Genomic DNA, 22712 nt, shown 5'->3' on the forward strand with positions numbered 1-22712 from the left:
GAACAGGTAGCACGACAGCGGCACCTTCTCCGACGGCTTCACGACGATCCGGTTGTTGGTCGCGACCGACGGCACGATCTTGTGCGCGACCTGGTTCATCGGGTGATTGAACGGCGTGATCGCCGAAATCACGCCGAGCAGCGGATCGCGCTGCGTGTACACGCGGCGCTTCTTGCCGTGCGGCGTCAGATCGCACGAGAAGATCTGCCCGTCGTCCTTCAGCACTTCGCCCGCGCCGAACGTCAGCACGTCGGCCACGCGGCCCGCTTCGTACGTCGAATCCTTGATGCACAACCCGGCCTCGGCCGTGATCAGCGCCGCGATCTCCGCGGTGCGCGCACGCACGATGTCGGCCGCGCGACGCAGGATCGCCGCGCGATCGTGGCGCGTGAGCGTCGGCCGGTACGCACGTGCGACCGCGAACGCGCGGCGCACGTCGTCGAGCGTCGCCTTCGGCACGGTGCCGACCAGCGCGCCGTCGTACGGGTTGCGCACGTCGATCACCGCATCCCGCTGAATCCGTTCGCCGTCGATTCGCAGTGCTGCGCGACGAATCTCGCGGACAGCCGTCGATGCTGCAATGGTGTTCATGACTGTATCCCCCAAGGATGCACGTGCATCACTGCAGATGGTTGAGCGCGATGTCGATGATGTCGAAGTTGCGCAGCCGCGCGCGGCCCGTGACGTCGGTCGCGACCGGCTTGCTGAAGATCAGCGGCACGATCTGCTCGGAGATCCCGCCGTGCGAGCGCAGCGGCACGTCGAGGCCCGACAGGTCGTGCTTGATGCGGCGCGTGCCGAGCACGACGTCCTGCTTCGAGATCACGATCAGGTCGCCCATCCGCGCGGGCGGCAGCTCGAAGCGCGCGCAGCCTTCGGCGCCCGTCAGCACGACCTCGATGCCGTCGACCGCGGCGAGCCGCGCGCGCAGCGCATCGTTGTCGGCCGTCGCCGGCACGTAGACGGTCGCGAACGAACCGAGCGCACCGTGGTGCACGACGTACGGATCGGTGATCGGCAGGATCACGCGCGCCGCATCGTGGCCGAGCCATTCGTCGAACAGCTCCTGCAGGTAGATCACGTTCGGCTCGCCGGTCTCGTCGTCGTGCTTCGCGTTCATCCCGTGATCGGCCGTGATCGCGACGATCGCGCCGAGCTCGTCGAGGCGCTGCAGGTAAGTGTCCATCATTGCGTAGAACGCGTTCGCGCCGGGCGTGCCGGGCGCGCACTTGTGCTGCACGTAGTCGGTGGTCGACAGGTACATCAGGTCGATCGGGCGCGTCTCGAGCAGGCGCACGCCGGCGGCGAACACGAACTCCGACAGGTCCGCGCTGTACACGCTCGGCACCGGCTTGCCGACCAGCTCGAGCACGTTGTCGATGCCGTTTTCGTCGACGCTCGCCTCGTCGGCCTTCTCCGACGAGAAGCAGATGCCCTTCAGCCCCTTGCCGAGCAGGCGGCGCAGCTTGTCCTTCGCGGTGACGACCGCGACGCGCGCGCCCTGTTCGGCGAAGGTCGCGAGCACAGTGGGCGCGACCAGGTACTTCGGATCGTTCATCAGCACCTCGGCGCCGGTGTCGCGATCGTAGAAGTAGTTGCCGCTGATCCCGTGGATCGCCGGCGGCACGCCGGTCACGATCGACAGGTTGTTCGGGTTCGTGAAGCTCGGCACCACGCACTCGCCCTTGAGCGCCGTGCCCGGCTTCAGCAGCGTGCGCAGGAACGGCGCGACGCCGGCCTCGGCCGCCATCTCGAGATATTCATAGGCGCAGCCGTCGACGCAGACCACCACCACGGGGCGGCTCATCCAGTTGTAGCGGCGGCCGTTTACTTCCACGGATACAGGCGTTTCAGTCATGACGTTCAGTCTTTTCGGTTCGAAGGGACGGGTCGTCGGCGCTCGCGCCGAGGGGTGCTTCCACGCTTGACATTAAAGTGGACTGTTTGTAGATTGTCAACAACATGCAGCGGACAGAATGCAAAGTGTGTCGTGCAGCGGAGGCCGGGGGCGCTCATACGGCGCGTGTGACGCGCCTTGAAGACGATCGTGGGCCCGGTGATCCCTGCGCCGGACGATGAGGACAACGGCGTCAAAGCGTTTTATCGAGCGGTCAAAAAGCGCGACTACATTGCGTACCTGGGCGCGCGCATCAGGTCGATACGTTTCGCATCGGCTGGGTCGGCTGGGTCGGCCGGTTCGGCGAGGCCGGCGTTCCGGGCGCGATCGCCGACACGCTGACGGCGATGGTCGTGCGTCGCGGGTCCGTAGAAGCGGCGGCCTGACGCGATCCGCCCGGCGACACGCGGCCCACCGCCGCGCGTCGCCGTGAGGCGGTCTTATTTTCATTTTCCCGCCGTGCGCGGCGCGACCTACCGACCTTTACTGGCACGACATCCGATGCGACCCTTCTGGATCGAACAAGCGCTATTCAACGACGGCGATCTCGCCCCCGCGCTGCAAGGCGCGACGCAGGCCGACGTGTGCATCGTCGGCGGCGGCTTCACGGGCCTCTGGACCGCGATCCAGGCGAAGCAGCAGAACCCGGCGCTCGACATCGCGATCCTCGAAGCCGACCTGTGCGGCGCCGGCGCGAGCGGCCGCAATGGCGGCTGCCTGCTCACGTGGTCCGCGAAATTCCTGACGCTGCGGCGCCTGTTCGGCGAAGCCGAGGCGATCCGGCTCGTGAAGGCATCGGAAGCGGCCGTCCAGCACATCGCCGATTTCTGCCGCACGCACGGCATCGATGCCGAATTGCGGCTCGACGGCACGCTGTACACCGCGACGTCGCGCGCGCAGGTCGGCACGCTCGCGCCGGTGCTCGACGCACTCGCCGCGTGCGGCATCCACAGCTACGAGCCGCTGCCGCCCGCCGAAGTCGCGCGCCGCTCGGGCTCCGCGCGCAATCTCGACGGCGTCTACTCGCCGATCGCCGCGACCGTGCATCCCGGCAAGCTCGTGCGCGGGCTGCGCCGTGTCGCGCTCGCGATGGGCATCCGGATCTACGAGCGCACGCCGATGCTCGACTTCACGCCCGGCCAGCCGGCCGTCGTGCGCACGCCGTCCGGCAGCGTCACGGCGGGCAAGCTCGTGTTCGCGATCAATGCGTGGATGGCGAGCCGCTTCCCGCAGTTCGAACGGACGATCGCGGTCGTGTCGAGCGACATGGTGATCACCGAGAAATGCCCGGAACTGCTCGAGAAGACCGGGCTCGTGGACGGCGTGTCAGTGCTCGATTCGCGGATCTTCGTCTATTACTACCGCACGACCGCCGACGGGCGGCTGATGCTCGGCAAGGGCGGCAACACGTTCTCGTGGCGCAGCCGCATCGCGCCCGTGTTCGACCGCCGCTCGCCGTACGAGGCGCAGCTCACGCACAGCCTGCGCGAATTCTTCCCGTCGCTTGCGGGCGTGCCGGTCACCGCAAGCTGGAACGGGCCGTCGGATCGTTCGGTGACGGGCTTCCCGTTCTTCGGCCGCCTCGACGACGCGCCGAACGTGTTCTACGGCTTCGGCTATTCGGGCAACGGCGTCGGGCCGACGTACATGGGCGGGCAGATCCTGTCGTCGCTGGTGCTCGGCCTCGACAACGCGTGGACGCGCAGCCCGATCGTGCGCGGCCCGCTCGGCCATTTCCCGCCGGAGCCGATCCGCTATGTCGGCGCGCACGTCGTGCGCAACGCGATCCGCCGCAAGGAGCGTGCGGAGGATGAGGGCCGGCAGCCGTCGGCGGTCGACACGTGGCTCGCGAAGTTTGCGAGCGCGGCGGGGAAGGCCGACAAGGCGTAATTACATCATTCAGATAACGTATCGAATCACCTGCCCGGCCGGCAGACCGCGTTGCGTCACGGTACGATTGGCGATCTCGCCAATACATCTGAAGAAATGCTGCGCTTTCTGCTACTGGCCGCACTGACCGTGATGATCGGCGCGTGCTCGAAATCTAGAGATGAGAAATGGACGGCGCTTCGGGATATGCCGGCCTTCGCCGAACCAAACGACGATAGAACCCACCCGATCTTCACGGTCAGGACAGGTGAATCTTGCGTCCGCGTGACGGATCGGGCTGCAAAGATCTATGCATATACGCAAGTGCGCTGTGAATCCGGAACCGGCTGGGTACTGGACGATTTCTTCGATAAACAGCGCGGCAAATGATCAGTTGCCGGCGATCACCACCTTCAATCGGACATCATCAACGTCGCGCGAAGCGACGGCCGCCCTACTCGACTGCACGAGCGGGCCATGTGCAAGCTGGCGACTCGACCACGAAAGGCCGTGATCCAGCCGCTCCGCGGCCTTTCGTCGTCAACGTGCGGGCAGGTAACGTGTCCACTCACGCGCCGGCCTTCTCCCGCGCCGCCTTGCCCGTCGCGGGCAGCCCCTGCTCGTGCATGCGGCGCATCCGCGCGAGGCCGTGTGCGACGTGCTCGCGCACGAGTGCGACGGCCTTCTCCTCGTCGCCGGCCGCGAGCGCCTGCACGATCTTGTCGTGCTCGGCCGCCGACACGGCGATCGCATCCTCCTCGGCCTCGATCGCCGCCTGGCGCAGCAGGCCGAGCTGGCGCACGAGCCGCCGGTAGGTATCGGTGAGATGGGTATTGCCGACGCCGACCACCATCGCGTCGTGGAACTGCACGTTCAGCTCGGTATAGCGCGTGACGTCGTGCGTCTTCGCGGCGGCCTTCATCGACTGGATGATGCCCTTCAACACTTTCAGCGTATCGGGCGAAATGCGCTTCGCGAGCGCGCGTGCAACCGACTCGTCGAGCATCGCGCGCACTTCGTAGATTTCCTCGGCCTCGCGCAGCGGCACGACGCGCACCGTCACGCCGCGATTCTTCTCGTTGCGCAGCAGCCCGGCCTGTTCGAGCGCGCGGAATGCTTCGCGCACCGGGCCGCGCGACACGTTCAGCTTCGTCGCGATATCGACTTCGTTGAGTTTCTCGCCGGGCGCGTATTCGCCGGACACGATCGCGCGCTCGAGCATGTCCTGGACGAGCATCGCGAGCGACTGGCTTTGCAGGAGTTCGATGGCGTTGAGCGCGTTCGAGGCAGTCATGGAGCGGCAGGCAGCAACGCTGCGAGTGAAAACGAGGGCGCCATATCGGCGAATGATCGTTGTATACCCTCGGCCTCAAATATTGTCAACAGTTTTCAGTTTCCAAAATCCAATCCTGCGTGCCGGCGCGCAACCGGTATCCAGCCGGCACGCGGCAGTCGCGCGGTGCGGAAGCACTGCCCCGCTTCGCGCGACGCCTGCGCAACCGTCAGGCCGTGTGCTTCACCGGCCCCGGATCGCTCTGGCTCGGCCGGCCCGTCTCGACGTGGCCCGCGAAGCGGCGCACGACCTTGTCGTCGCCGCCGCGCAGCGTCGTCGCGGTGATCGTCAGATCGTACCAGCCGTGGCTTGACGACAGCTCGAAGTGCCCTTCGACGCGCTCGCCCGGTTCCAGCGTGTAGGTGCGTGCATGCGCATGGCTGTACGCGTTGTCGACCGTCACGCGGCACGTCGCGCGCCCGCCGTTGCGCAGTTGCAGGTACACGTGGCGATTGCGCACGTCGTAGCCGATCTTCGCTTCGGGGTTCGCGTGGCGGCCGTCCGCGGCGAGCCGCGTGTTGCCCTGGAACTCGCACAGATAGCCGTTCGGGCCGTAGGCGGCGAGATGGTACTCGCCGCGCGCGGCCGACGTGCTCCACGTATCGACGAAGCGGTCGCGCGCGGACACCGCGTAGCGGCGCGGCGGCGTCGCCGGGTTGCGGCGGTCGTACACGTAGAACGCGGCGCCCGCGTCGCCGGTATTCGCGAAGTCGAGCGACACGGTGTCGTCATGCGCGCCCACCCGGCTGTGCACGAACAGCTCGTACGGCAGCGCACGCGCCGGACGCGTGCCGGGCTCCTGCGCCGGCATCGACTGCTGCGCGGGCACCTGGTACGCCTGGCCGGCCGTCGCGATGTGCTGCGGCACCGTGAAGCTCACCGTGCGCGTGTCCGGGCGCGCGGAGAAGTCGAACGCCGACGTGAGGTCGCCGCAGATCGACCGGCGCCACGCGCTGATGTTCGGCTCCTTCACGCCGAAACGCGCTTCGAGGAAACGCAGCACCGACGTATGATCGAACGTCTCCGAGCAGACCCAGCCGCCCTTCGTCCACGGCGAGATGATGATCAGCGGCACGCGCGGCCCGAGGCCGATCGGCTGAATGCCGCCCGGGTCGGCGCCCGGCACCAGCGGGCTCATCTCGCCCGGGTACTTGTTCAGGTCGAGCAGCTCGTCGCCGAGGTTCGACAGCAGGTTCGACGACACGATGCCCTGGCCGCCCACGCCGCTCGTGACGGGCGGCACCGGCGGCACGACGTGGTCGAACAGCCCGTCGTTCTCGTCGTAGTTCAGGATGAACACCGTCTTCGCCCACACCTCTGGGTTCGACGTCAGCGCCTCGAGCACCATGTTGATGTAGAACGCGCCGTCGGTCGGCGACGCCTGCGGGTGCTCGCTGTACTTGTACGGCGACACGATCCACGACACCTGCGGGAGGCGGTTGGCCTGCACGTCGGCCTTCAGTTCGGCGAGCGTGTGGTTCGACGCGCCCTTGTCGACCAGCGGGCCGCTCGCGCCTTCCTTCACCTGGAAGCGCTTGAAGAACATCAGCGAGTTGTCGGTGTAGTTGTCGGTCGGGTCGCCCGGGATGCCGGTGCCGCCCTGGTACACCTTCCAGCTGATCTTCGCGTTCTCGAGACGTTCGGCGTAGGTCGTCCACGTGTAGCCGTTCACGTCGTTGCGCTCGCCGATGCCCGGGCCGTTCGGCTGCGTGCCGTACACGTTGCGCGAATCGACCGTGCCGGTCCACAGGTAGATGCGGTTCGGCGCCGTGTCGGCGTGCGCGGAGCAGAAGTACGAATCGCAGATCGTGAACGCGTCGGCCAGCGCGTAGTGGTACGTGAGATCCTGGCGCTTCAGGTAGCCCATCGTCAGCACGTCCTGCTTCTGGTTCACCCACTGGTCCCACTGGCCGTTGTTCCAGGACAGGTGGCCGCTGCTCCAGCCGTGGTTGGTGCCCGGCTGGAATTCGGTCGTCTGCTTCGGGTCGAGGTAGAACGGCAGCACGTACGGCGCCGACGGATCGAGCCCGCGCGAATGGTAGTTCTTCGTGAACACCGACGCCGGCGGCTGCTGCCACACCGGTGCGCCGTTCGGCAGCAGGTGCGGACGCGGGTCGTCGAAGCCGCGCACGCCGCGCAGCCCGCCGAAGTAATGGTCGAACGAACGGTTTTCCTGCATGAAGATCACGACGTGCTCCACGTCGCGGATCGTGCCGGTGCGATAGGCGGCCGGCATCGCCAGCGCATTGCGGATCGCGGGCGGAAAGCCCGCGTAGGCGGCCATCGCGCCGGCCGACTGCGCGGCGAGGCGCAGGAAATCGCGTCGATTGTTCGAGGACATGAAGAGAACCCTGTGGTCGGTGGGAGTGGGGTCGCCTGGCGAGCGGGGCCGGCGATCTGCGTCGCCGCTATTACCCCGCACCGGCATGTCCCCGCCGTGACCGGTTCCCGCAGGTTTCTTGCGGTCACCCCCAGCTTTTTTTCGAAGTCGCGCCCGACGCGCCTTTCATCCGGCCGACACATGCGTGCGCTACGCTGACGCGCGATGAAGAGGGGGGAGAAGCCGAGTCGTGTTCGATCAGCTGAAGGCGTTCCACGCGACCGTCCGGCAGGGCAGCATCACGCGCGCCGCGCGCCACCTGGGCGTGAGCCAGCCGACGATTGCCGCGCAGATCCGGCAGGTCGAGCAGGTGTACGGCGTCGAGCTGTTCTACCGCAGCGGCCGCAAGCTCGAGGTGACCGAGACGGGCATCGAGCTGCTGCCGCTCGTCGAGAAGATGATCGCGCTCGAGGCGCAGGCCGACATCATGCTGCGCAACGTCGGCGGCCTGTTCGAAGGCCACCTGCGGATCGGCGCGACGGGCCCGTACTACATCATGGATGCGGTCGGCCGCTTCTCGAGCGCGCACCCGTCGATCGCGCTCACCTGCCGGATCGGCAACTCCGAGGAAATCCTGCAGGCGCTGCAGGAATTCCGCATCGATCTCGCGGTCTCGTCGCAGCGCAACGACGCCGACGGCCTCGAACGCAAGGTGATCTCGACCGATCCGCTCGTGCTCGTCGTGCATCGCCATCATCCGCTCGCGCGATTCGATTCGATCGACCCGGCGCAGCTCGCCGACGTGCGGCTGCTGATCCGCGAGGAAGGTTCGGTCACGCGCCGCTGCACGGAGACGATCCTCGCAACGGCCGGCGTCGCGGCTACCTCGGTCGCCGAGATCGGCAGCCGAGAAGCGATTCGCGAGGCGATCCTGCATGGGGTGGGCGCGAGCCTCTTTCCGCGCGGCGAGGCCGAGCGCCATCCTGACCTGCGCGTGATCGCGCTGCGCGGCGTCGACACGACGATCGACGAATACGTGTACTACCTGAAAGCGCGCCGCCAGAGCCCCGCGATCGACGCGTTCCTCGCGTGCATCCTGCCGGACGGCGGCGAAGCGGCCGACGCGGTCGAAACCGGACGAACGATGCGGCGGGTGAACGCGCGCTGAGCCGCCGCGCGTTCACCGCTTCCGCACACTACAGGGCGCTGTTCCCGCGCCTTCCCTCGTCGTTGTCCTCGTGCCTTCCTTCCGTCGTGGCGCCGTGCGTCACTTCGGCAGCGCCGGGATCATCCAGGTCAGCACGTGCTGCTGCAGGAACACCAGCACGCCGAGCAACAGCGTGAGGATCACGCTGTGCCAGAAGGTGCGCGCGAACACGACGCCTTCCTGCCCTTTCAGGTCCGTCGTCGACACGCCCGTCGCGATGTTCTGCGGCGAGATCATCTTGCCCATCACGCCGCCCGACGAGTTGGTCGCGGCCATCAGCACCGGATCGAGGCCGAGCTGCCGGGCGGCGACGACCTGCAGGTTGCCGAACAGCGCGTTGCCCGACGTGTCGCTGCCGGACAGGAACACCGCGATCCAGCCGAGCGATGCCGACACCAGCGGGAACAGCGCGCCCGTCGACGCGACGCCGGTGCCGAGCGTGTAGCTGATGCCCGAGTAGTTCAGCAGGTACGCGAGCCCGACGATCATCATCACCGTGACGATCGCGATCCACGTCTGCCGCCACGTCTTCACCACGCATTCGACGAACGCGCCGGGGCCGGTGCGCGTCAGCGCGGCCGTGATGATCGCCGACAGCAGGATCGCGGTGCCCGTGCCGAGCGGCTGGAAATCCCAGATCGCCGCATACGGCTTGTGGTACAGCGACACGTACACGGCGTTGTGCAGGCCCGGCCACTTGATCTTCACGTCGCCGATCGCCGCGACGTTCGCGTGCACCCACACGATCACGACCACCGACACGACGAGCCACGGCAGCCAGCCGCCGAAGCCCGCGCGCGCGGCGCCGGCGGCGGCCGGCACGCTGCGCGCGAGCGCGTATTGCGGATCGGGCTGCGGCTTCCACACCTGCAGGAAGCCGATCGTCACGATCAGCGACGAAAGCGACGACAGCACGTCGGTGAGCTGGTAGCCGAGGAAGTTCGACGTGACGAACTGCGCGATCGCGAAACTGGCGCCCGACACGAGCAGCGCGGGCCACAGCTTCGCGATCGAGCGCAGGCCGCCATACGCGCCGACCACGTAGAACGGCAGCAGCAGCGCGAAGAACGGCAACTGGCGGCCGACCATCTGCGCGAGCGTCGCGGGCGGCAGCGACGTGACCGCGCCGAGCACGGTGATCGGCACGCCGAGCGCGCCGAACGCAACCGGCGCCGTGTTGAACAGCAGCGTATAGGTGAGCGCTTCGAGCGCGGGGAAGCCGAGCGCAATCAGCAGCGCGCTCGTGATCGCGACCGGCGTGCCGAATCCGGAGATCCCTTCGAGCAGACAGCCGAACGAGAACGCGACGACGAGCAGCACGAGGCGGCGGTCGTCGGGCAGGTTGTCGAGCATCCACTGCCGGAACTGGTCGAAGCGGCCCGACTTCACCGCGATGTTGTACAGCAGCAGCGCGTTGAAGACGATCCACATCACCGGCACGACCGCGAGCGCCATGCCGGCGCCGACCGCGTTGAACGCGAGCCCGGCCGGCATCCCCCACGCGCCGATCGCGACCGCGAGGCCCGCGACGAGCCCGGCGAGCGACGCCTGCCACGCGGGGCGGCGCAGCACGCCGAGCGCGATCAGCGCGACCGCGATCGGGATCGCCGCGACGAGGAACGACAGGAGCAGCGAGTGCGCGACCGGCGTCAACGGTTGCGCGAAGACGATGCCGGGCGGTAGGGCGTCGGTGGGATTCATCGTGTCTCCAGAGTCGACCCGGGTTCGCATGTCGATGCGCCGGGTTCGGTACAAGGCGATGTCCTGCAGTCACGACCGCGCTCGGGCGTTTGCGTACGCAACGACGTTGCGCGGCCAACCGATCGGTCGCTTAAAAGAGGTTAGGAGGCGCGACGCGCTTGTACAAGGGGGAGAAGCCCGATGCGGGCGAGCCGGTGCGAACCGGCCGCCGCACGATGGCCGGCAGATGGCGCGAAGCTGTCGCGTTCGACAGAAAACCCGTCTCAGCCGGCTCACCGGTGGCCGCGCAATGTTGCGCGACCGGAAAAGGTGACTGCCAGCCGCGAGGATGTTTCGTTTGGCGTCCGAAGCCTAGACTGGCTGCATCGTTTCCGGCCGCGCCGGCGATGGCGCGGCACCGGAACCTCACGGAGCAAACACGATGAAGACGATGAAACATGCGGCATGCGCGTTCATGCTGATCGGCGCGGCGTTCACCGCTCACGCGCAAGCCGCGTCGACGCTCACGCGCGCGCAGGTCCGCCAGGAACTTGTGGAACTGGAGGCCGCCGGCTACCGGACGAGCCTCGCAAGCAGTCCCGACTTTCCGCAGAACATGCAGGCGGTCATGCAGCGTGCCGCTCAGGCGCGCGGTGAGGGCGACGCTGCCGGTTACGGCAGTGACAGGCGGGCCAACGCGGAATCGGGCAAGCCGGCGCTGCCGCACGCGGTCGATCGCGGCACGTACGCGCATCACTGATCATTGACCACTGACGAAACCGGATTGCAATCGCATCGCGGCACAGCGCACCCTGCGCCGGCCGCATGCGCGATCGTCACACGCTGAAGCGGTTCAGCGTATACGCGCGATAGGCGGCGACGAACGCGTCGAACGATCCGGCCTCCTTCGCTTCGAGCTCGGCCTGTTCGGCCAGCGACTTCGCGGCCAGCGCCTGCTCGGCGCGCAGCGTCTCGGCCGACGGCGGATGCGCGCGGAAATGCGCGGCATGCGCTTCGCTCTGCGCGAGCGCGAACGCGAGGAACGACTGGCCGTTCTCGCGCATCGTGCGCAGCACGCGTGCGGACGGCGTGCGCTCCGGATCGGCGAGCTTCTCGCGCTGCGCGGCAATCGCGCGCGCATGCTCGTCGCCGCCGCGGATTTCGTCGAGACGGCGGCCGACGATTTCGATATCGGCCATCAGCGCGTCCGCCCACGCCTGCAGCGTGACCGGCTGGCCGTCGCGCGTCAGCGTGAGCCCCGGCTTGCGGCCGTCCAGCGTCACGCTGCCGAAGTTCGCGTTCGCTTCCCTGTACGCGTCGCAGTCGAGCGGCGCGCTTTCGTCGAGCGCGCAGGCGAGCAGGAACGCGTCGATGAAGCGCGCGGTCTCCAGCGCGATGCCGGTCGGCTCGAACGGATCGATGTCGAGACAGCGCACTTCGATGTACTGCACGCCGCGCGACGCGAGCGCATGCAGCGGCCGCTCGCCCGAATACGTGACGCGCTTGGGCCGGATCGTCGAGTAGAACTCGTTCTCGATCTGCAACACGTTCGTGTTGATCTGGATCCACTCGCCGTCGCGATGCGTACCGATCGCCTCGTACGCCGGATACGGCTCGCTCACGGCCTTCGACAGCGCGTCGAGATAGCCGGGCAGCGTGTTGTAGTCGACGTGCAGCGCGGCCTGGGCCGTCGTGTTCGAGTAGCCGAGATCGCTCATCCGCAGGCTGGTCGCATACGGCCGGTACAGCGTATCGGCGTCGAACGTGTCGAGCTTGTGCGGCTTGCCGCGCAGGAACTTCGTGTCGAGCACCGGCGACGCGCCGAACAGGTACATCAGCAGCCAGCTGCGGCGGCGGAAGTTGCGGATCTGCGCGAGATAGCGTTCCGACTGGTAATCGACGAGCGTCGCCGTCGACCCTTCTTCCGCATGCAGGCGCCGCCACACTTCCTCGTGCAGCGAGTAGTTGTAGTGGATGCCGGCGATGCACTGCATCGTGCGGCCGTAACGGTACGCGAGGCCGCGCCGGTACACCGTCTTCAGGCGGCCGATGTTCGACGTGCCGTAGTTGGCGATCGGGATCTGGTCGTCGGCCGGCAGCAGGCCCGGCATCGACTCGTTCCACAGGATCTCGTCGCCGAGCGACGCATACACGTAGCGATGCAGATCGTCGAGGCGCTCGAGCGTGACCGCGGCGTCGCGCTCCGCGGGCGTGATCAGTTCGATCAACGCTTCGGAATAGTCGGTCGTCAGCGCCGGATGGGTGAGCGCCGAGCCGAGCGCGCGCGGATGCGGCGTGAACGCGATCATCCCGTCGCGCGTCACGCGCAGGCTTTCCTTTTCGATGCCGCGCAGGCCGTCGGGCAGATGCTGCCGCGTCGGGCCCGAGCTCAGCGCGTCGAGGCGATTCAGCAGCAGTTCGGACTGGCGGTGAGTCATGGTGTTCGACATGGAGACGCAAGTGCGTGACGGCCGCGCGCAGAACGCCGCGCGCGGCCGGCTGGATTGTTGGTCGCTTCGTTGGTAGCGGGCACTTTAACATCTCGCCGAAAGCCGCGCTTGAGGTGGCCCCGGGCACGGCGCGCGGGCCTGAGCGGGCCATCGGACGGGCCGGGCGCGGGCAGTCCCGGCCGGTATCACCGGTTCCGGACGAAGCCGATCCGCACGCCAGTCGGCGGAATTCGTCGGACGGAACGCGAACGGCAAACGGGTGGCGGCAGGTGCAACCGTGCCGCTGAATGGATCGCGAAACGACGCGTGCGCAGGCATCGCACGCGCGACATCCGGCCGGCGCCGGATACGTGGAATCACCGTGACGGGCCGCGTCACGCCGGCGCTTGCCGCATGCCGGCACCGCTTGCGCAACGGGTTGCAGCGCTGCCGCCTTGCGGTCGCACCCGGCCGCGGGCCGCCGCGCTTACCCGCCGCGCGCGCCGCCCGCCCGGTCGGCCACTTCGTTCCACAGATGCAGCGCCGCATACGCGCGCCACGGCCGCCAGCCTTCGGTGCGGCGCTTCTGGCTGGTGAGCCGGTCGAGCGCCGGGTCGCGCGCGGCGATCGACTGCATCAGCACGAGATCGGAGGCCGGCCACGCGTCCGGGTCGCGCCACGCGCGCATCGCGATGTATTCGACGGTCCACGGGCCGATGCCGGGCAGATCGAGCCACGCGCTGCGCAGCGTCGCGAGATCGGCATGCGCGCGATCGACCGGCACGTTGCCGGCCGCCACCGCGCGCGCCACGCCGGTCAGCGCCGCCACGCGCTTGCCGGGCATCCCGATCTTGTCGAGATCGCACGCGGCCAGCGCGTCGGGCGTCGGAAAACGCCACGCGGGCGCGCCGTCGTCGTCATGAATGACGCGTTCGCCGGCCCGTTCGACGAGCCGGCCGACGATCGTCGTCGCGGCCTTCACGCTCACCTGCTGGCCGACGATCGCGCGCACGGCCAGCTCGAACCCCGACCACGCGCCCGGCACGCGCAGCCCCGGCGCGGCCTCGACGAGCGGCGCGAACCACGGATCGCGCGCGAGCCCGCCGCCGATCGCGGCCGGATCGGCGCCGAGGTCGAACATCGTCGCGACGTGCGCGGCGAACGCATCGTCGACATGACGCGCGACCGCTCCTTCGACGGTCGCGATCAGGCAATGCTTGCGCGGGTGTTTCGTGACGGTGAGCCGGCCCGCATCGCCGTGCAGATCGACGATGCGGCGATACACGCCGTCGGCGACCTGCTCGACGCCCGGAATCGCGCGCCCGCTGAAGAAGCGCAGCACGCGCGCCCAGTCGTACGGCGCCTTGTAGCGCAGTTCCATCTGCGCGGACGGCGGCACGAGGCCGCCGTTCGCGAGGGACGTAATCGTTGTCGTCTCGATGCTCAAACCGCACTGCCCTCCGTCTCGGCTTCGGCTTCATCGTTGTGAACATGACGCGCCTCGGCTGCGAGCAGCGTCGCCTTGCGGCGCACGCCCCAGCGATAGCCGGCGAGCGCGCCGCCCTTTTGCACGACGCGGTGGCACGGGATCGCGAGCGCGACCGGATTCGACGCGCACGCGGACGCGACCGCCCGCACCGCGCGCGGCGAGCCGAGCGCCTCGGCGATCTCCGAATAGCTGCGCGTTTCGCCGTACGGGATATGCGTCAGCGCTTCCCACACGCGCTGCTGGAACGCGGTCGGCGCGATGTCGAGCGGCAGGTCGAATGCGTGCCGCGTGCCGTCGAGATACGCGCGGATCTGCGTGACGAACGGCGCGAGCCGCGCGGACGATTCGACCAGTTCGGCCCGCGCGAATGCGTCCTTCAGCTCGCCGACGAGCGACGCCGCGTCGTCGCCGAACGCGATCCGGCAGATGCCCTGTTCGGTGGCGGCGACGAGCACCGTGCCGAGCGACGTCGGCGCGGTCGCATAGTCGATCCGCAGGCCGGCGCCCTGGCGGCGGAATGCGGACGGCGCCATCCCGAGCTCGCGCGGCACCGACGCATACAACCGCGACGGCGAGTTGAAACCCGCGTCGACGGCCGCCTGCGTGACCGGCTGCCCGCTTTGCAGCGCCTGCCGCAGCGCGGCGCCGCGCTGCGCGGCCTGGTACTGCCGCGGCGACACGCCGACCACGCGCTTGAAGAGCCGCTGCAGGTGGAACGGGCTCACGTGCACGGCATCGCTCAACTGCTGCAGCGTGAGCCGCTCGGCGTGCGCGTCGAGCACCGCGCACGCACGATTGACGATTTCCAGCTCGCGCGGCAGCCCTTCCGGCTGGCAACGCTTGCAGGGCCGGAAGCCGGCCGCGCGCGCGGCCGCCGGATCGGCAAAAAAGGACACGTTCTCGCGTCGCGGCTGCCGCGACGCGCAGGTCGGGCGGCAGAACACGCCGGTCGTGCTGACGGCATAGAAGAACGCGCCGTCCGCATGCGGATCGCGTTCGGTCACGGCGCCCCAGCGGGCATCGTCGGTCGGATAGGCGGTTTTCATCTGAACCTCGCACTCTCTAGTGTAGATGGTGCCTACTCTAGACATCGGCACATGCCGTCGCGCCCTGAATCTTGCTCTGTGATTCGTGCCGGCGAATCGGGGCCGCATCGATAAAAACACATCTGACGAAACCCGCGCGGCGGCCGCTCCGGCGCGGTTTCCGTCATCGTTTCGTCACCATTTTGCTGCAGTGCGGATGCGACAAATCGTCGTCCTGACGTTTTTTTGCAATCGGAATATTGCGTCGCACCATCGCCGTGTGTATAGTTGGAACTGTCTCCTCCATGTCTCCTCCTGATATGGATTAAGCCCGTTCCGCTCTGCGTGAACGGGCTTTTTTTCGTCCGTCGATTGTGCCGCGTTCCGGCCGGCAGCGCAGGCGCGATGCGTCTACACTCGATGCTCGTCGACTGCGAAGGAGTCCCGCCCATGAAGCCCGCCATCCGCGGAATCGACCACATCGTGCTGCGCGTGACCGACATGGCGGCAATGACGCGTTTTTACTGCGATGCCGTCGGCTGCCATGTGGAGAAGGAACAGCCCGACCTGGGCCTCGTGCAGCTGCGTGCCGGCGATGCGCTGATCGACCTGCTGACGGTCGGCGGCCCGATCGACCGTCCCGACAGCGGCCCGCCCGGCACCGGGCGCAACCTCGACCATCTGTGCCTGCGCGTCGAGCCGTTCGATCCCGACGCACTGATCGCCCATTTCGCCGCGCATGGCGCGCGGCCGGGCGCGCCGGCGGAACGCTACGGCGCCGGCGGCTACGGGCCGTCGATCTACCTGTTCGACCCCGAAGGCAACATGGTCGAATTCAAGGGGCCGCCGGCCGCGCTCGGCTGAACGCGGCCGGCGCGCGAGCCGTCACGCGTTGGCGCGCGCCTTCAGCACCGTCCACTCGACCGCGACCGGATCATGGTCGGCGCTCGAGATCCATGCGGTGCCGTCCTGCACCGTGCACTGCAGGCGCATCGTGCGCTCCGCGAGCTGCCCGAGCGCCGCCGCGACGCCGTCGTCGAGCGACAGCACCTGCACGTTGCGCAGCCGTTCGACCTTGCTGCGCACGCCCTGCCACCAGATCTCCGACGTCTTGCCGCCGTACGCGATCACCGTGACCTGCCCGGCACGGCCGGCCGCCTTCGAGATGCGCCGTTCGTCCGGCTGGCCGGCCTCGATCCACACGTCGATCGCGCCCGTCAGGTCCTTCTGCCACAGGTCGGGCTCGTCGACGTCCGACAGCCCCTTGCAGAATTCGAGCCGCTCGTGCGCGAACAGCGCGAACGCGACGATGCGCACCATCATCCGGTCGTCGGTTTCCGACGGGTGGCGCGCCACCGTCAGCGCGTGATCGGCGTAGTAATGCCGATCCATGTCGGCGATTTGCAGTTCGGCTTTGTAGATCGTGGATTTCAGCGCCATGCGGATGCGGCCCGGGCGGGCATTCGGTTCGGTCGGGCCGTGATGATACCGAATGCGCGCCGTCCGGCGTGCGTCATGCGCGATTCACAGCGCCACGGCCCGGCATGGGCCGGGCCGTGTTCGGTTCGCGCCGCCGGCTCGTCGGGCCGGCGCGCTCGCGCGTCGTGCGACTGCGCGGTGAATGGACGATTACTGCTTGACGAAGCGCGAATCGGCCCAAAGGCCTTGCTGGTCGCTGTTGTCGGCGCTGACGAACTGCACGTCGCCCTGGTCGACCGACACCACGCGGAAGCGCTGGCCTTCCGGCACCGACAGGCAGCGGAAGTCGTCGAAGTACTGCTGCTTCGCCTGCGACTTGCCGTCACGTTCGTGACTCAGTACGGAGTCCAGATTGTCTTTCGACAGGCAGCCCCATGCATTCTTCGTCAGCTGGATTTCCTGCTTCGGCTTGACGGCCGAATCGCCGCCGGCCTGGGCGATCGACACAGCGCAAAATGCGCCGACAAGGGCAAAAAGGACACCGGTACGCTTCATCATGTTCTGTCTCCAGGCTTGCGGGCACCAGGCTGGGTTAGCTATGTGTTTAAAGGTGATCGTGAACCCACATTTTTCACTTTAGGGGACCGGCAAACGATAGCAAGCACATTTGTTGTGCGACCGCAATAGCGGCGGATTGTCGCACCCCGTGCGCAGCCCACTTTTGGCGCGATGCGCGTGGGCGGCAAGGACTGCCGAACGATGCGCCGGCCCGCGCCGCCGGGCGGAAAGCATTACCTGGCAAGGCTTTCAGCAGAATTACAATGCGACGATTGAACGGTTTGGATAATCCATTTCACTATCCGGACCATTTTGATGCGTTGCACATAAAGTCATCCGAAACGATTCGACTTTACCGCAGCGCGGAATCGCATTTACCTGATACAAGAAAAATGCCAGGTATAAGCGCATCCGTATTTATCCGTAGTTCCCCGCATCCATTCGGCGCCCGCGAAGCCCAGCCGCAAGCGCCTTTTACCCGTGTGGCGTTTACCCTGCTTTATTCAGCCCGGTTTGCTGGCGCTCGAAATAATCGCGCTGGAAGATGCACATGCGATAAGCGTTGTGATACGCGCCATTCCCGAAAAATTCTTCCTTCAATTCGGCTTCGTGCTGGAATCCGCATTTCTCGTACACATGGATCGCCGCCGCGTTCGACGTGTCGACAATCAGGTACAGCTTGCGCATGTTCAGCACCTTGAACGCGTACTCGATCGCGAGGCGCGTCGCCTGGCCCGCGTAGCCGCGCCCCTGGCACTGCGGCGCGATGATGATCTGGAACTCGCCGCGGCGATGGATGTAGTCGAGCTCGATCAGTTCGACGAGGCCGACCAGTTCGTCTTGCGCATCGACCGCGACGAACCGGCGCTCGCGCTGGTCATGCACGTGGCGGTCATACAGTTGCGACAGTTCCGAGAAGGTTTCGTACGGCTCCTCGAACCAGTAGCGCATGATCTTCGCGTCGTTGTTCAGCTCGTGGACGAAGCGCAGGTCCTGGCGCTCCAGCGGCCGCAGCGCGAGCGTGTTGGTATCGTTCTGGAGTTGCATGTTCATGTCCTTTTTGATGCCGGCGCGCGTGCGGAACACCCGCGCGGCGCGGCCGCGTTCGGGCCCGTTTCGCACTGTAAGAAATTGAACGCGGGCGCAGTTCAGAGCCTAGAATGGGAGCAAGGGTTCCTGCCACCGCAAGGAGGCTATCGTGTTCGAGCAAGTCATACTCGGAATTTTCCTCGTGTTGCCGCTCGTCATCGTGGCCGCGCTATTTTCCGACGAACTCTGGCAGGAGCATCGCCGCCAGCATCCGCGCGACGAGAACGCACCGCACATCGACTGGAAGCATCCGTGGCGCCACGTGCGACGCGGGCATTGACTTCGATCATCGTCGATCCGCAGCACGCGCCGGCCGGGCCACCCCGGGCCGGGTAACAGGCGGTGCACGCCCCTTGCGCTTCGACCCGATTCCCGCCCAACCCGCGAGACGCCGACGTGAACGACAAGCCCGACCTCCCTCCGCACGATATCCCGAACGAAACGATCGACCTGCAGATCGCCGATGTGCTGGCGGCCGTCCGCTATCCGGCGAACAAGGATGCGATCGTCGACGCCGCACGCGATGCCGGCGCCAGCAACGAGGTGCTGTCGATGCTCGACGGCCTGCCCGAACAGGATTACGCGGACGTTGACGCCGTCACGCGCTGCGTCGCCGGCAACTTCGGTCCGGGGCTCGGCATTTGAGCGGATGCCAATAACGAGATAGGATCGGACCGCACCGGTCGCGCCGCGATCGGATGCGTGCCGCCCGGCGCAAGATCGGGCGTTTCCGCTCGCGTGTCCGGGGGACTCCATGGAAGGCATCCTGATCCAGCACACGACGCAACGTCAGCTGTGGTTCGGCGCGCTGACGGCGCTCGTCATCCTGCTCACGCTCGGGATCGCCGCGCCGCACGCGAACGTCGCGTTGCCGGCCGTCGAACCGTTCATGCCGATGTGCGCGCTCACCGTGTTCACGACCGCGAGCATCGCGGCGTTCTTCCTCGGCGCGCAGTTCACCGTGACGCGCCAGCCCGTGCTCGGTGCGCTCGGCGGCGCCTATGCGTTCACCGCGCTCGCCGTCGCGCTGCAGTTGCTCACCTTTCCCGGCGTGTTCGCGCCGCATGGCCTGCTCGGCGCGCGCCCGCAAAGCGCCGCATGGATGTGGATCTTCTGGCATGCCGGCTTTCCGTGCTTCGTGATGGCCGCGCTGTTCGCACGCGAGCGGCTGACGCGCGCACCGGTCGGCGAGAAAGAGACGCGCCGCTGGACGGTCGCGCTCGTCGGCGGCCCAGCCGTCGCGGCGGCGCTCCTGTGCGCGCTCGCGCTGAACGTGTCGCTGCCGCCCGCGTTCCATCCGCCTCGCGACGCGGCCGTGCTGCCCGTCAACGGCATCGCGCTCGTCGTATGGATCCTCAACGTGCTCGCGCTCGTGGCCGTGCTGGTCACGGGCCGGCTGCGCACGACGCTCGACCTGTGGCTCGCGATCGCGGTGCTCGCGTGCCTCACCGACACGACGCTGAACCTGCTGAGCACCAACCGCTTCACGGTCGGCTGGTATGTCGCGCGCGTGTTCAGCATGTTCACGCCCGGCGTGCTCGTGTGCGTGCTGGCGTGGGAAGTGACGATGCTGTATCAGCAGTTGTTCGAAGCGCACGCGACGCTGATCCGCTCTTCCGCGCGCGACGGGCTCACGGGCGCGTTCAACCGCAGCCACTTCAACGACCATTTCCACACGCTGTTCCTGCAGGCGCGGCGGCAGGGCGAACCGCTGTCGCTGCTGATGGTCGACGTCGATCACTTCAAGGCGTACAACGACGCGTTCGGTCACGTGAAGGGCGATGCATGCCTGATCGCCGTCGCGAATGCACTGGCCGGTGCCGTGCGGCGGCCGGCCGATATCGTCGCGCGCTACGGCGGCGAGGAGTTCGCGATCGTGCTGCCGAACACGGGCGCGCGCGGTGCGCGGGTGGTGGCCGACGAAGCGCGCGAAGCCGTGCTGCGGCTCGACCTCGCGATGCCCGACTCGCCGGCCGGGCGCGTGAGCGTCAGCGTCGGCTGCGCGACCGTGTCGGCCGACGATCTGTCGACACCCGACGCGTTGATCGAAGCCGCCGATGCCGCGCTGTATCGGGCGAAGGATACGGGGCGAAACCGGGTCGTCGTCGCCTGAAACGTCTGCTGTTTTGGCTAATTGTTACGGTCATTGTGACCGGAATAATCCGCCGTTACGGATTGCGGCGCGGGGATACGATCGCTTACAGCCTGGGCCGGGGCCGCTCGCTATGCTGGGTTTCATATTGAACCCGAGCAGGTGAACGCGATGAAGAAGGCCCTTTTGCTGATTGCCGGCGTCGCCGTGTTGTTGAGCGGCTGTATCGTCGTGCCTGACGGTGGCGGGTATTACGGTGGGGGTGGGTATTACCATCATCATCGTCATTGGGATTGATGGCGGGTTTGGATTTTGCGCTCCGATAAGGTAGTAGCGGTCAAAGTAGGTTCGTTGTCGCCAAAGATCTGGATGCTTCGGAAGTTGTCTTTTTTAACGACGCCCTGAACCGAACCGCGGACGGAGCAACCCTCGTGGGTGCCCCGCATTTCTCAGGAACCGTCGCAGCAGGAAAGCGATTTGGTGCAGGCCTCACAGAACACCCCTTCTATCAGTGCCGTAAGCCATGCAACTGAGCGGATACGGTGTATCGGAGGCCGCTCGCCCCGTAGTCGAGCGCTGTTGATACGCGGCGGCGACCGGAAATCACCCCCGTACGATATTTCGTTGATCCCATCCGCATTGCTCCGCCGCCCGATTCGGGACTGACGGCGCCACGAGATGTTCATCTCAACACTCGCCTCCATTTTAAAATAACAACATCAAGAAATAACGTCTTTTATTCTCGCATTCATACGGACGACGAATCACATCTGCATATTTATTGTGCGACAGACGTGATCTCGCAATACCCAACCAATTTCAACATCCACGGCGCCAGAATTTCGAACTAGTCCGATTGATTTTAGTCGCTTAGCTGCGCTACCGTACTGGGCGCGATTCAAGCCTCCCAACATCAATCGGAATCGAAAACTGAAATGTCATCAAGTAATGAAAAAATTCCATACTTCACAATCAATAGATTTTTCTGGCAATGGCGTCTTCATGATGGGGCAGACGGATGCAAGATTGTCCCGAACGTAGCGGTGTCGATGGACAAACCCGCACCGCTGCCTCCAACGCAACCGAAACCGAACGCGACAGAAAGCAAACCCATACCCGCAGCCCCAAAGCGCGATTCGCTAGATAAATTGGTGGATGATATAGAAAGAGCAGGCAGGGCACTAGCGCGCTTTCAAGCATGGCTCAATGCGCCAAACCCGCCAAAGCCTGTTGCAGCAATAAAATTAAAAAATGACACATCCACCTCCGCGTTCGACATCCAAGAAATACCCGCGGCGATGCGCAAGCTATATCTCCCCGTTTCTGCTCGACTCATGGATCGATGGTTTTCCGGCGAGTTAAATTATTCACCAACCACCGCAGACGAGCGAGCTGAAATCAATCAGAGCGGGAAACCTTACCCGGCTGACATGTATGACACGTCCACCGTCAAATTGGACTGGATCCTTCGTTTTCCACGAGCAAAAAAACAATTCGACCTTCTAGTCAATGAGCTCATTCAACGCCCCAACTCACGAGATGAGCTCTACAAGCAACTACTCCCGCACAAGGACGGCCCCCCGAGACTCTATACCGAAGACATCTGCGGAAACGACATTCGCGAGCTACATCGCCGCTTTCAATTCCAGTACGCGAGGGTTGATGGTACGTTTGGGCAAAAAATAGGAACTCTGTTGGACGCACGACTTCGCAGCAATGGGGCACCCGACGATTTGTCTGGGGCACTCGGATCATTCAATATATATGCGGCGCTCGGAAGCGCCCGCCTTTCGTGGGACGTGGAATCACGCAGAACAACAGCAGAAGTGACTGGCGTATGGGTGTATGTAAAAGATAACTATACGTTCACAGACAAACCCAACGAACCGTCTCAATACTTGGGCCACTGGAGCATCAATGGCGTCATTGTCGTACCATATACTGTTGCCGCCGCGCTCCTGAATTCAGAATACCTTCCATATGTTAAATACGCCGTAGTCAAAGGCGACCCACTGAGCAAAGGAAATGTCTACTATCCAGTCGAGAATCGTGATTTTAGGAAATGGGCCAAGTTACATAGCAGAGGAGGTGATTTTGTCATTTATTCCGACAAACGATACATACCGATTTCCCCAACCATAAAAATCCACCTATGATCAACGACACTGCAAAAAAAGATCAACACCTCCGAGAATTATGACGACATTTTTCAAATCGATTCGCACATTGTCTATTATGGCGCTCATTGGCTTCTTTCTCTTTGATCGAACGCCTCGCGGTAACGAATGCACAGGATCGACATCCC

The 22712-nt window shown here is 65.8% G+C and carries 21 protein-coding genes; 10 read left to right on the plus strand and 11 right to left on the minus strand.

Annotated elements, in window-relative coordinates:
- Positions 1-591: aldehyde dehydrogenase family protein (locus HWW87_RS28140; RefSeq protein WP_175823041.1), on the minus strand; the 591-nt coding region annotated here is incomplete at its 3' end.
- Between the two features lie 28 nt (positions 592-619).
- The gene (gene phnA / locus HWW87_RS28145; RefSeq protein WP_175823042.1) at positions 620-1858 is read right to left on the minus strand and encodes a phosphonoacetate hydrolase; all 1239 of its coding nucleotides are present in this window, start codon (positions 1856-1858) and stop codon (positions 620-622) included.
- Positions 1859-2398: 540 nt separating this feature from the next.
- Between phnA and HWW87_RS28150 the strand changes: the two genes are divergently transcribed.
- The gene (locus HWW87_RS28150; protein ID WP_175823043.1) at positions 2399-3787 is read left to right on the plus strand and encodes an FAD-dependent oxidoreductase; all 1389 of its coding nucleotides are present in this window, start codon (positions 2399-2401) and stop codon (positions 3785-3787) included.
- A gap of 51 nt (positions 3788-3838) precedes the next feature.
- Complete coding sequence (locus HWW87_RS28155) at positions 3839-4156, plus strand: hypothetical protein (RefSeq protein WP_175823044.1); 318 nt, start codon at positions 3839-3841, stop codon at positions 4154-4156.
- Positions 4157-4334: 178 nt separating this feature from the next.
- Here the strand turns inward: HWW87_RS28155 and HWW87_RS28160 are convergent, their stop codons facing one another.
- Positions 4335-5060: a phosphonate utilization associated transcriptional regulator gene (locus HWW87_RS28160; protein ID WP_175823045.1), complete on the minus strand. Its 726-nt coding sequence runs from the start codon at positions 5058-5060 to the stop codon at positions 4335-4337.
- Positions 5061-5268: 208 nt separating this feature from the next.
- Positions 5269-7440 carry a phospholipase C, phosphocholine-specific gene (locus tag HWW87_RS28165; RefSeq protein ID WP_175823046.1) on the minus strand — a complete coding sequence of 724 codons (2172 nt, stop codon included), beginning with the start codon at positions 7438-7440 and terminating at the stop codon, positions 5269-5271.
- A 229-nt stretch (positions 7441-7669) separates the two neighbouring features.
- On the opposite strand from HWW87_RS28165, the gene HWW87_RS28170 reads away from it, so the two are divergent.
- Positions 7670-8587 carry a LysR family transcriptional regulator gene (locus HWW87_RS28170; RefSeq protein WP_174430703.1) on the plus strand — a complete coding sequence of 306 codons (918 nt, stop codon included), beginning with the start codon at positions 7670-7672 and terminating at the stop codon, positions 8585-8587.
- Between the two features lie 99 nt (positions 8588-8686).
- Here the strand turns inward: HWW87_RS28170 and HWW87_RS28175 are convergent, their stop codons facing one another.
- Positions 8687-10327 carry an L-lactate permease gene (locus HWW87_RS28175; RefSeq protein ID WP_175823047.1) on the minus strand — a complete coding sequence of 547 codons (1641 nt, stop codon included), beginning with the start codon at positions 10325-10327 and terminating at the stop codon, positions 8687-8689.
- Positions 10328-10748: 421 nt separating this feature from the next.
- Between HWW87_RS28175 and HWW87_RS28180 the strand changes: the two genes are divergently transcribed.
- Entirely contained in the window at positions 10749-11066 is a 318-nt protein-coding gene (locus HWW87_RS28180) for a DUF4148 domain-containing protein (RefSeq protein WP_175823048.1), read from the plus strand.
- Between the two features lie 76 nt (positions 11067-11142).
- On the opposite strand, the gene gshA is transcribed toward HWW87_RS28180, so the two are convergent.
- The 3 genes from gshA to ada form a co-directional block, all read right to left on the minus strand.
- The gene (gene gshA, locus HWW87_RS28185) at positions 11143-12756 is read right to left on the minus strand and encodes a glutamate--cysteine ligase (protein WP_175823049.1); all 1614 of its coding nucleotides are present in this window, start codon (positions 12754-12756) and stop codon (positions 11143-11145) included.
- Between the two features lie 466 nt (positions 12757-13222).
- Complete coding sequence (locus tag HWW87_RS28190) at positions 13223-14182, minus strand: AlkA N-terminal domain-containing protein (RefSeq protein WP_175823050.1); 960 nt, start codon at positions 14180-14182, stop codon at positions 13223-13225.
- Positions 14179-15270: a bifunctional DNA-binding transcriptional regulator/O6-methylguanine-DNA methyltransferase Ada gene (gene ada, locus HWW87_RS28195; protein WP_175823051.1), complete on the minus strand. Its 1092-nt coding sequence runs from the start codon at positions 15268-15270 to the stop codon at positions 14179-14181. The genes HWW87_RS28190 and ada overlap by 4 nt, the downstream gene beginning before the upstream one ends.
- 429 nt (positions 15271-15699) lie before the next feature.
- Between ada and HWW87_RS28200 the strand changes: the two genes are divergently transcribed.
- Positions 15700-16113 (plus strand): VOC family protein, encoded by a 414-nt coding sequence (locus tag HWW87_RS28200; protein ID WP_174430698.1) that lies wholly within the window; start codon positions 15700-15702, stop codon positions 16111-16113.
- 21 nt (positions 16114-16134) lie between these two features.
- On the opposite strand, the gene HWW87_RS28205 is transcribed toward HWW87_RS28200, so the two are convergent.
- The 3 genes from HWW87_RS28205 to speG all read right to left on the minus strand — a co-directional run bounded on the left by HWW87_RS28205 (position 16135) and on the right by speG (position 18273).
- On the minus strand, positions 16135-16689 hold the full coding sequence (locus HWW87_RS28205) for a YaeQ family protein (RefSeq protein WP_175823052.1): 555 nt from the start codon (positions 16687-16689) through the stop codon (positions 16135-16137).
- A gap of 189 nt (positions 16690-16878) precedes the next feature.
- Positions 16879-17226: a hypothetical protein gene (locus HWW87_RS28210; RefSeq protein WP_175823053.1), complete on the minus strand. Its 348-nt coding sequence runs from the start codon at positions 17224-17226 to the stop codon at positions 16879-16881.
- Positions 17227-17715: 489 nt separating this feature from the next.
- A complete protein-coding gene (speG, locus tag HWW87_RS28215; protein ID WP_175823054.1) occupies positions 17716-18273 on the minus strand; it encodes a spermidine N1-acetyltransferase in 558 nt (185 codons plus the stop codon).
- 151 nt (positions 18274-18424) lie between these two features.
- Here speG and HWW87_RS28220 point away from each other — a divergent pair, with 151 nt between their 5' ends.
- The 5 genes from HWW87_RS28220 (at position 18425) to HWW87_RS28235 (ending at position 22563) form a co-directional block, all read left to right on the plus strand.
- Positions 18425-18595 carry a hypothetical protein gene (locus HWW87_RS28220; RefSeq protein ID WP_174390279.1) on the plus strand — a complete coding sequence of 57 codons (171 nt, stop codon included), beginning with the start codon at positions 18425-18427 and terminating at the stop codon, positions 18593-18595.
- Positions 18596-18711: 116 nt separating this feature from the next.
- Positions 18712-18960, plus strand: a complete 249-nt coding sequence (locus HWW87_RS28225; RefSeq protein WP_174430695.1) for a DUF2795 domain-containing protein — start codon at positions 18712-18714, stop codon at positions 18958-18960.
- A gap of 109 nt (positions 18961-19069) precedes the next feature.
- Positions 19070-20428 carry a sensor domain-containing diguanylate cyclase gene (locus tag HWW87_RS28230; RefSeq protein WP_175823055.1) on the plus strand — a complete coding sequence of 453 codons (1359 nt, stop codon included), beginning with the start codon at positions 19070-19072 and terminating at the stop codon, positions 20426-20428.
- A gap of 150 nt (positions 20429-20578) precedes the next feature.
- Positions 20579-20704 carry a hypothetical protein gene (locus HWW87_RS37460; protein WP_256097665.1) on the plus strand — a complete coding sequence of 42 codons (126 nt, stop codon included), beginning with the start codon at positions 20579-20581 and terminating at the stop codon, positions 20702-20704.
- Between the two features lie 638 nt (positions 20705-21342).
- The gene (locus HWW87_RS28235) at positions 21343-22563 is read left to right on the plus strand and encodes a DUF6402 family protein (RefSeq protein ID WP_175823056.1); all 1221 of its coding nucleotides are present in this window, start codon (positions 21343-21345) and stop codon (positions 22561-22563) included.
- The last annotated feature ends 149 nt before the right edge of the window (positions 22564-22712 follow it).

This window comes from Burkholderia sp. BCC0419, assembly GCF_902830285.1.
Classification (GTDB): Bacteria; Pseudomonadota; Gammaproteobacteria; order Burkholderiales; family Burkholderiaceae; genus Burkholderia.

What these genes read in the sequence shown, in the direction of transcription:
- phnA (WP_175823042.1), bottom strand. Translation starts at nt 1,858, where the DNA reads ATGACTGAAACGCCTGTATCCGTGGAAGTAAACGGCCGCCGCTACAAC.
- HWW87_RS28150 (WP_175823043.1), top strand. Translation starts at nt 2,399, where the DNA reads ATGCGACCCTTCTGGATCGAACAAGCGCTATTCAACGACGGCGATCTC.
- HWW87_RS28160 (WP_175823045.1), bottom strand. Translation starts at nt 5,060, where the DNA reads ATGACTGCCTCGAACGCGCTCAACGCCATCGAACTCCTGCAAAGCCAG.
- HWW87_RS28165 (WP_175823046.1), bottom strand. Translation starts at nt 7,440, where the DNA reads ATGTCCTCGAACAATCGACGCGATTTCCTGCGCCTCGCCGCGCAGTCG.
- HWW87_RS28175 (WP_175823047.1), bottom strand. Translation starts at nt 10,327, where the DNA reads ATGAATCCCACCGACGCCCTACCGCCCGGCATCGTCTTCGCGCAACCG.
- HWW87_RS28180 (WP_175823048.1), top strand. Translation starts at nt 10,749, where the DNA reads ATGAAGACGATGAAACATGCGGCATGCGCGTTCATGCTGATCGGCGCG.
- gshA (WP_175823049.1), bottom strand. Translation starts at nt 12,756, where the DNA reads ATGTCGAACACCATGACTCACCGCCAGTCCGAACTGCTGCTGAATCGC.
- ada (WP_175823051.1), bottom strand. Translation starts at nt 15,270, where the DNA reads ATGAAAACCGCCTATCCGACCGACGATGCCCGCTGGGGCGCCGTGACC.
- HWW87_RS28200 (WP_174430698.1), top strand. Translation starts at nt 15,700, where the DNA reads ATGAAGCCCGCCATCCGCGGAATCGACCACATCGTGCTGCGCGTGACC.
- HWW87_RS28205 (WP_175823052.1), bottom strand. Translation starts at nt 16,689, where the DNA reads ATGGCGCTGAAATCCACGATCTACAAAGCCGAACTGCAAATCGCCGAC.
- HWW87_RS28210 (WP_175823053.1), bottom strand. Translation starts at nt 17,226, where the DNA reads ATGATGAAGCGTACCGGTGTCCTTTTTGCCCTTGTCGGCGCATTTTGC.
- speG (WP_175823054.1), bottom strand. Translation starts at nt 18,273, where the DNA reads ATGCAACTCCAGAACGATACCAACACGCTCGCGCTGCGGCCGCTGGAG.
- HWW87_RS28230 (WP_175823055.1), top strand. Translation starts at nt 19,070, where the DNA reads ATGGAAGGCATCCTGATCCAGCACACGACGCAACGTCAGCTGTGGTTC.
- HWW87_RS37460 (WP_256097665.1), top strand. Translation starts at nt 20,579, where the DNA reads ATGAAGAAGGCCCTTTTGCTGATTGCCGGCGTCGCCGTGTTGTTGAGC.
- HWW87_RS28235 (WP_175823056.1), top strand. Translation starts at nt 21,343, where the DNA reads ATGTCATCAAGTAATGAAAAAATTCCATACTTCACAATCAATAGATTT.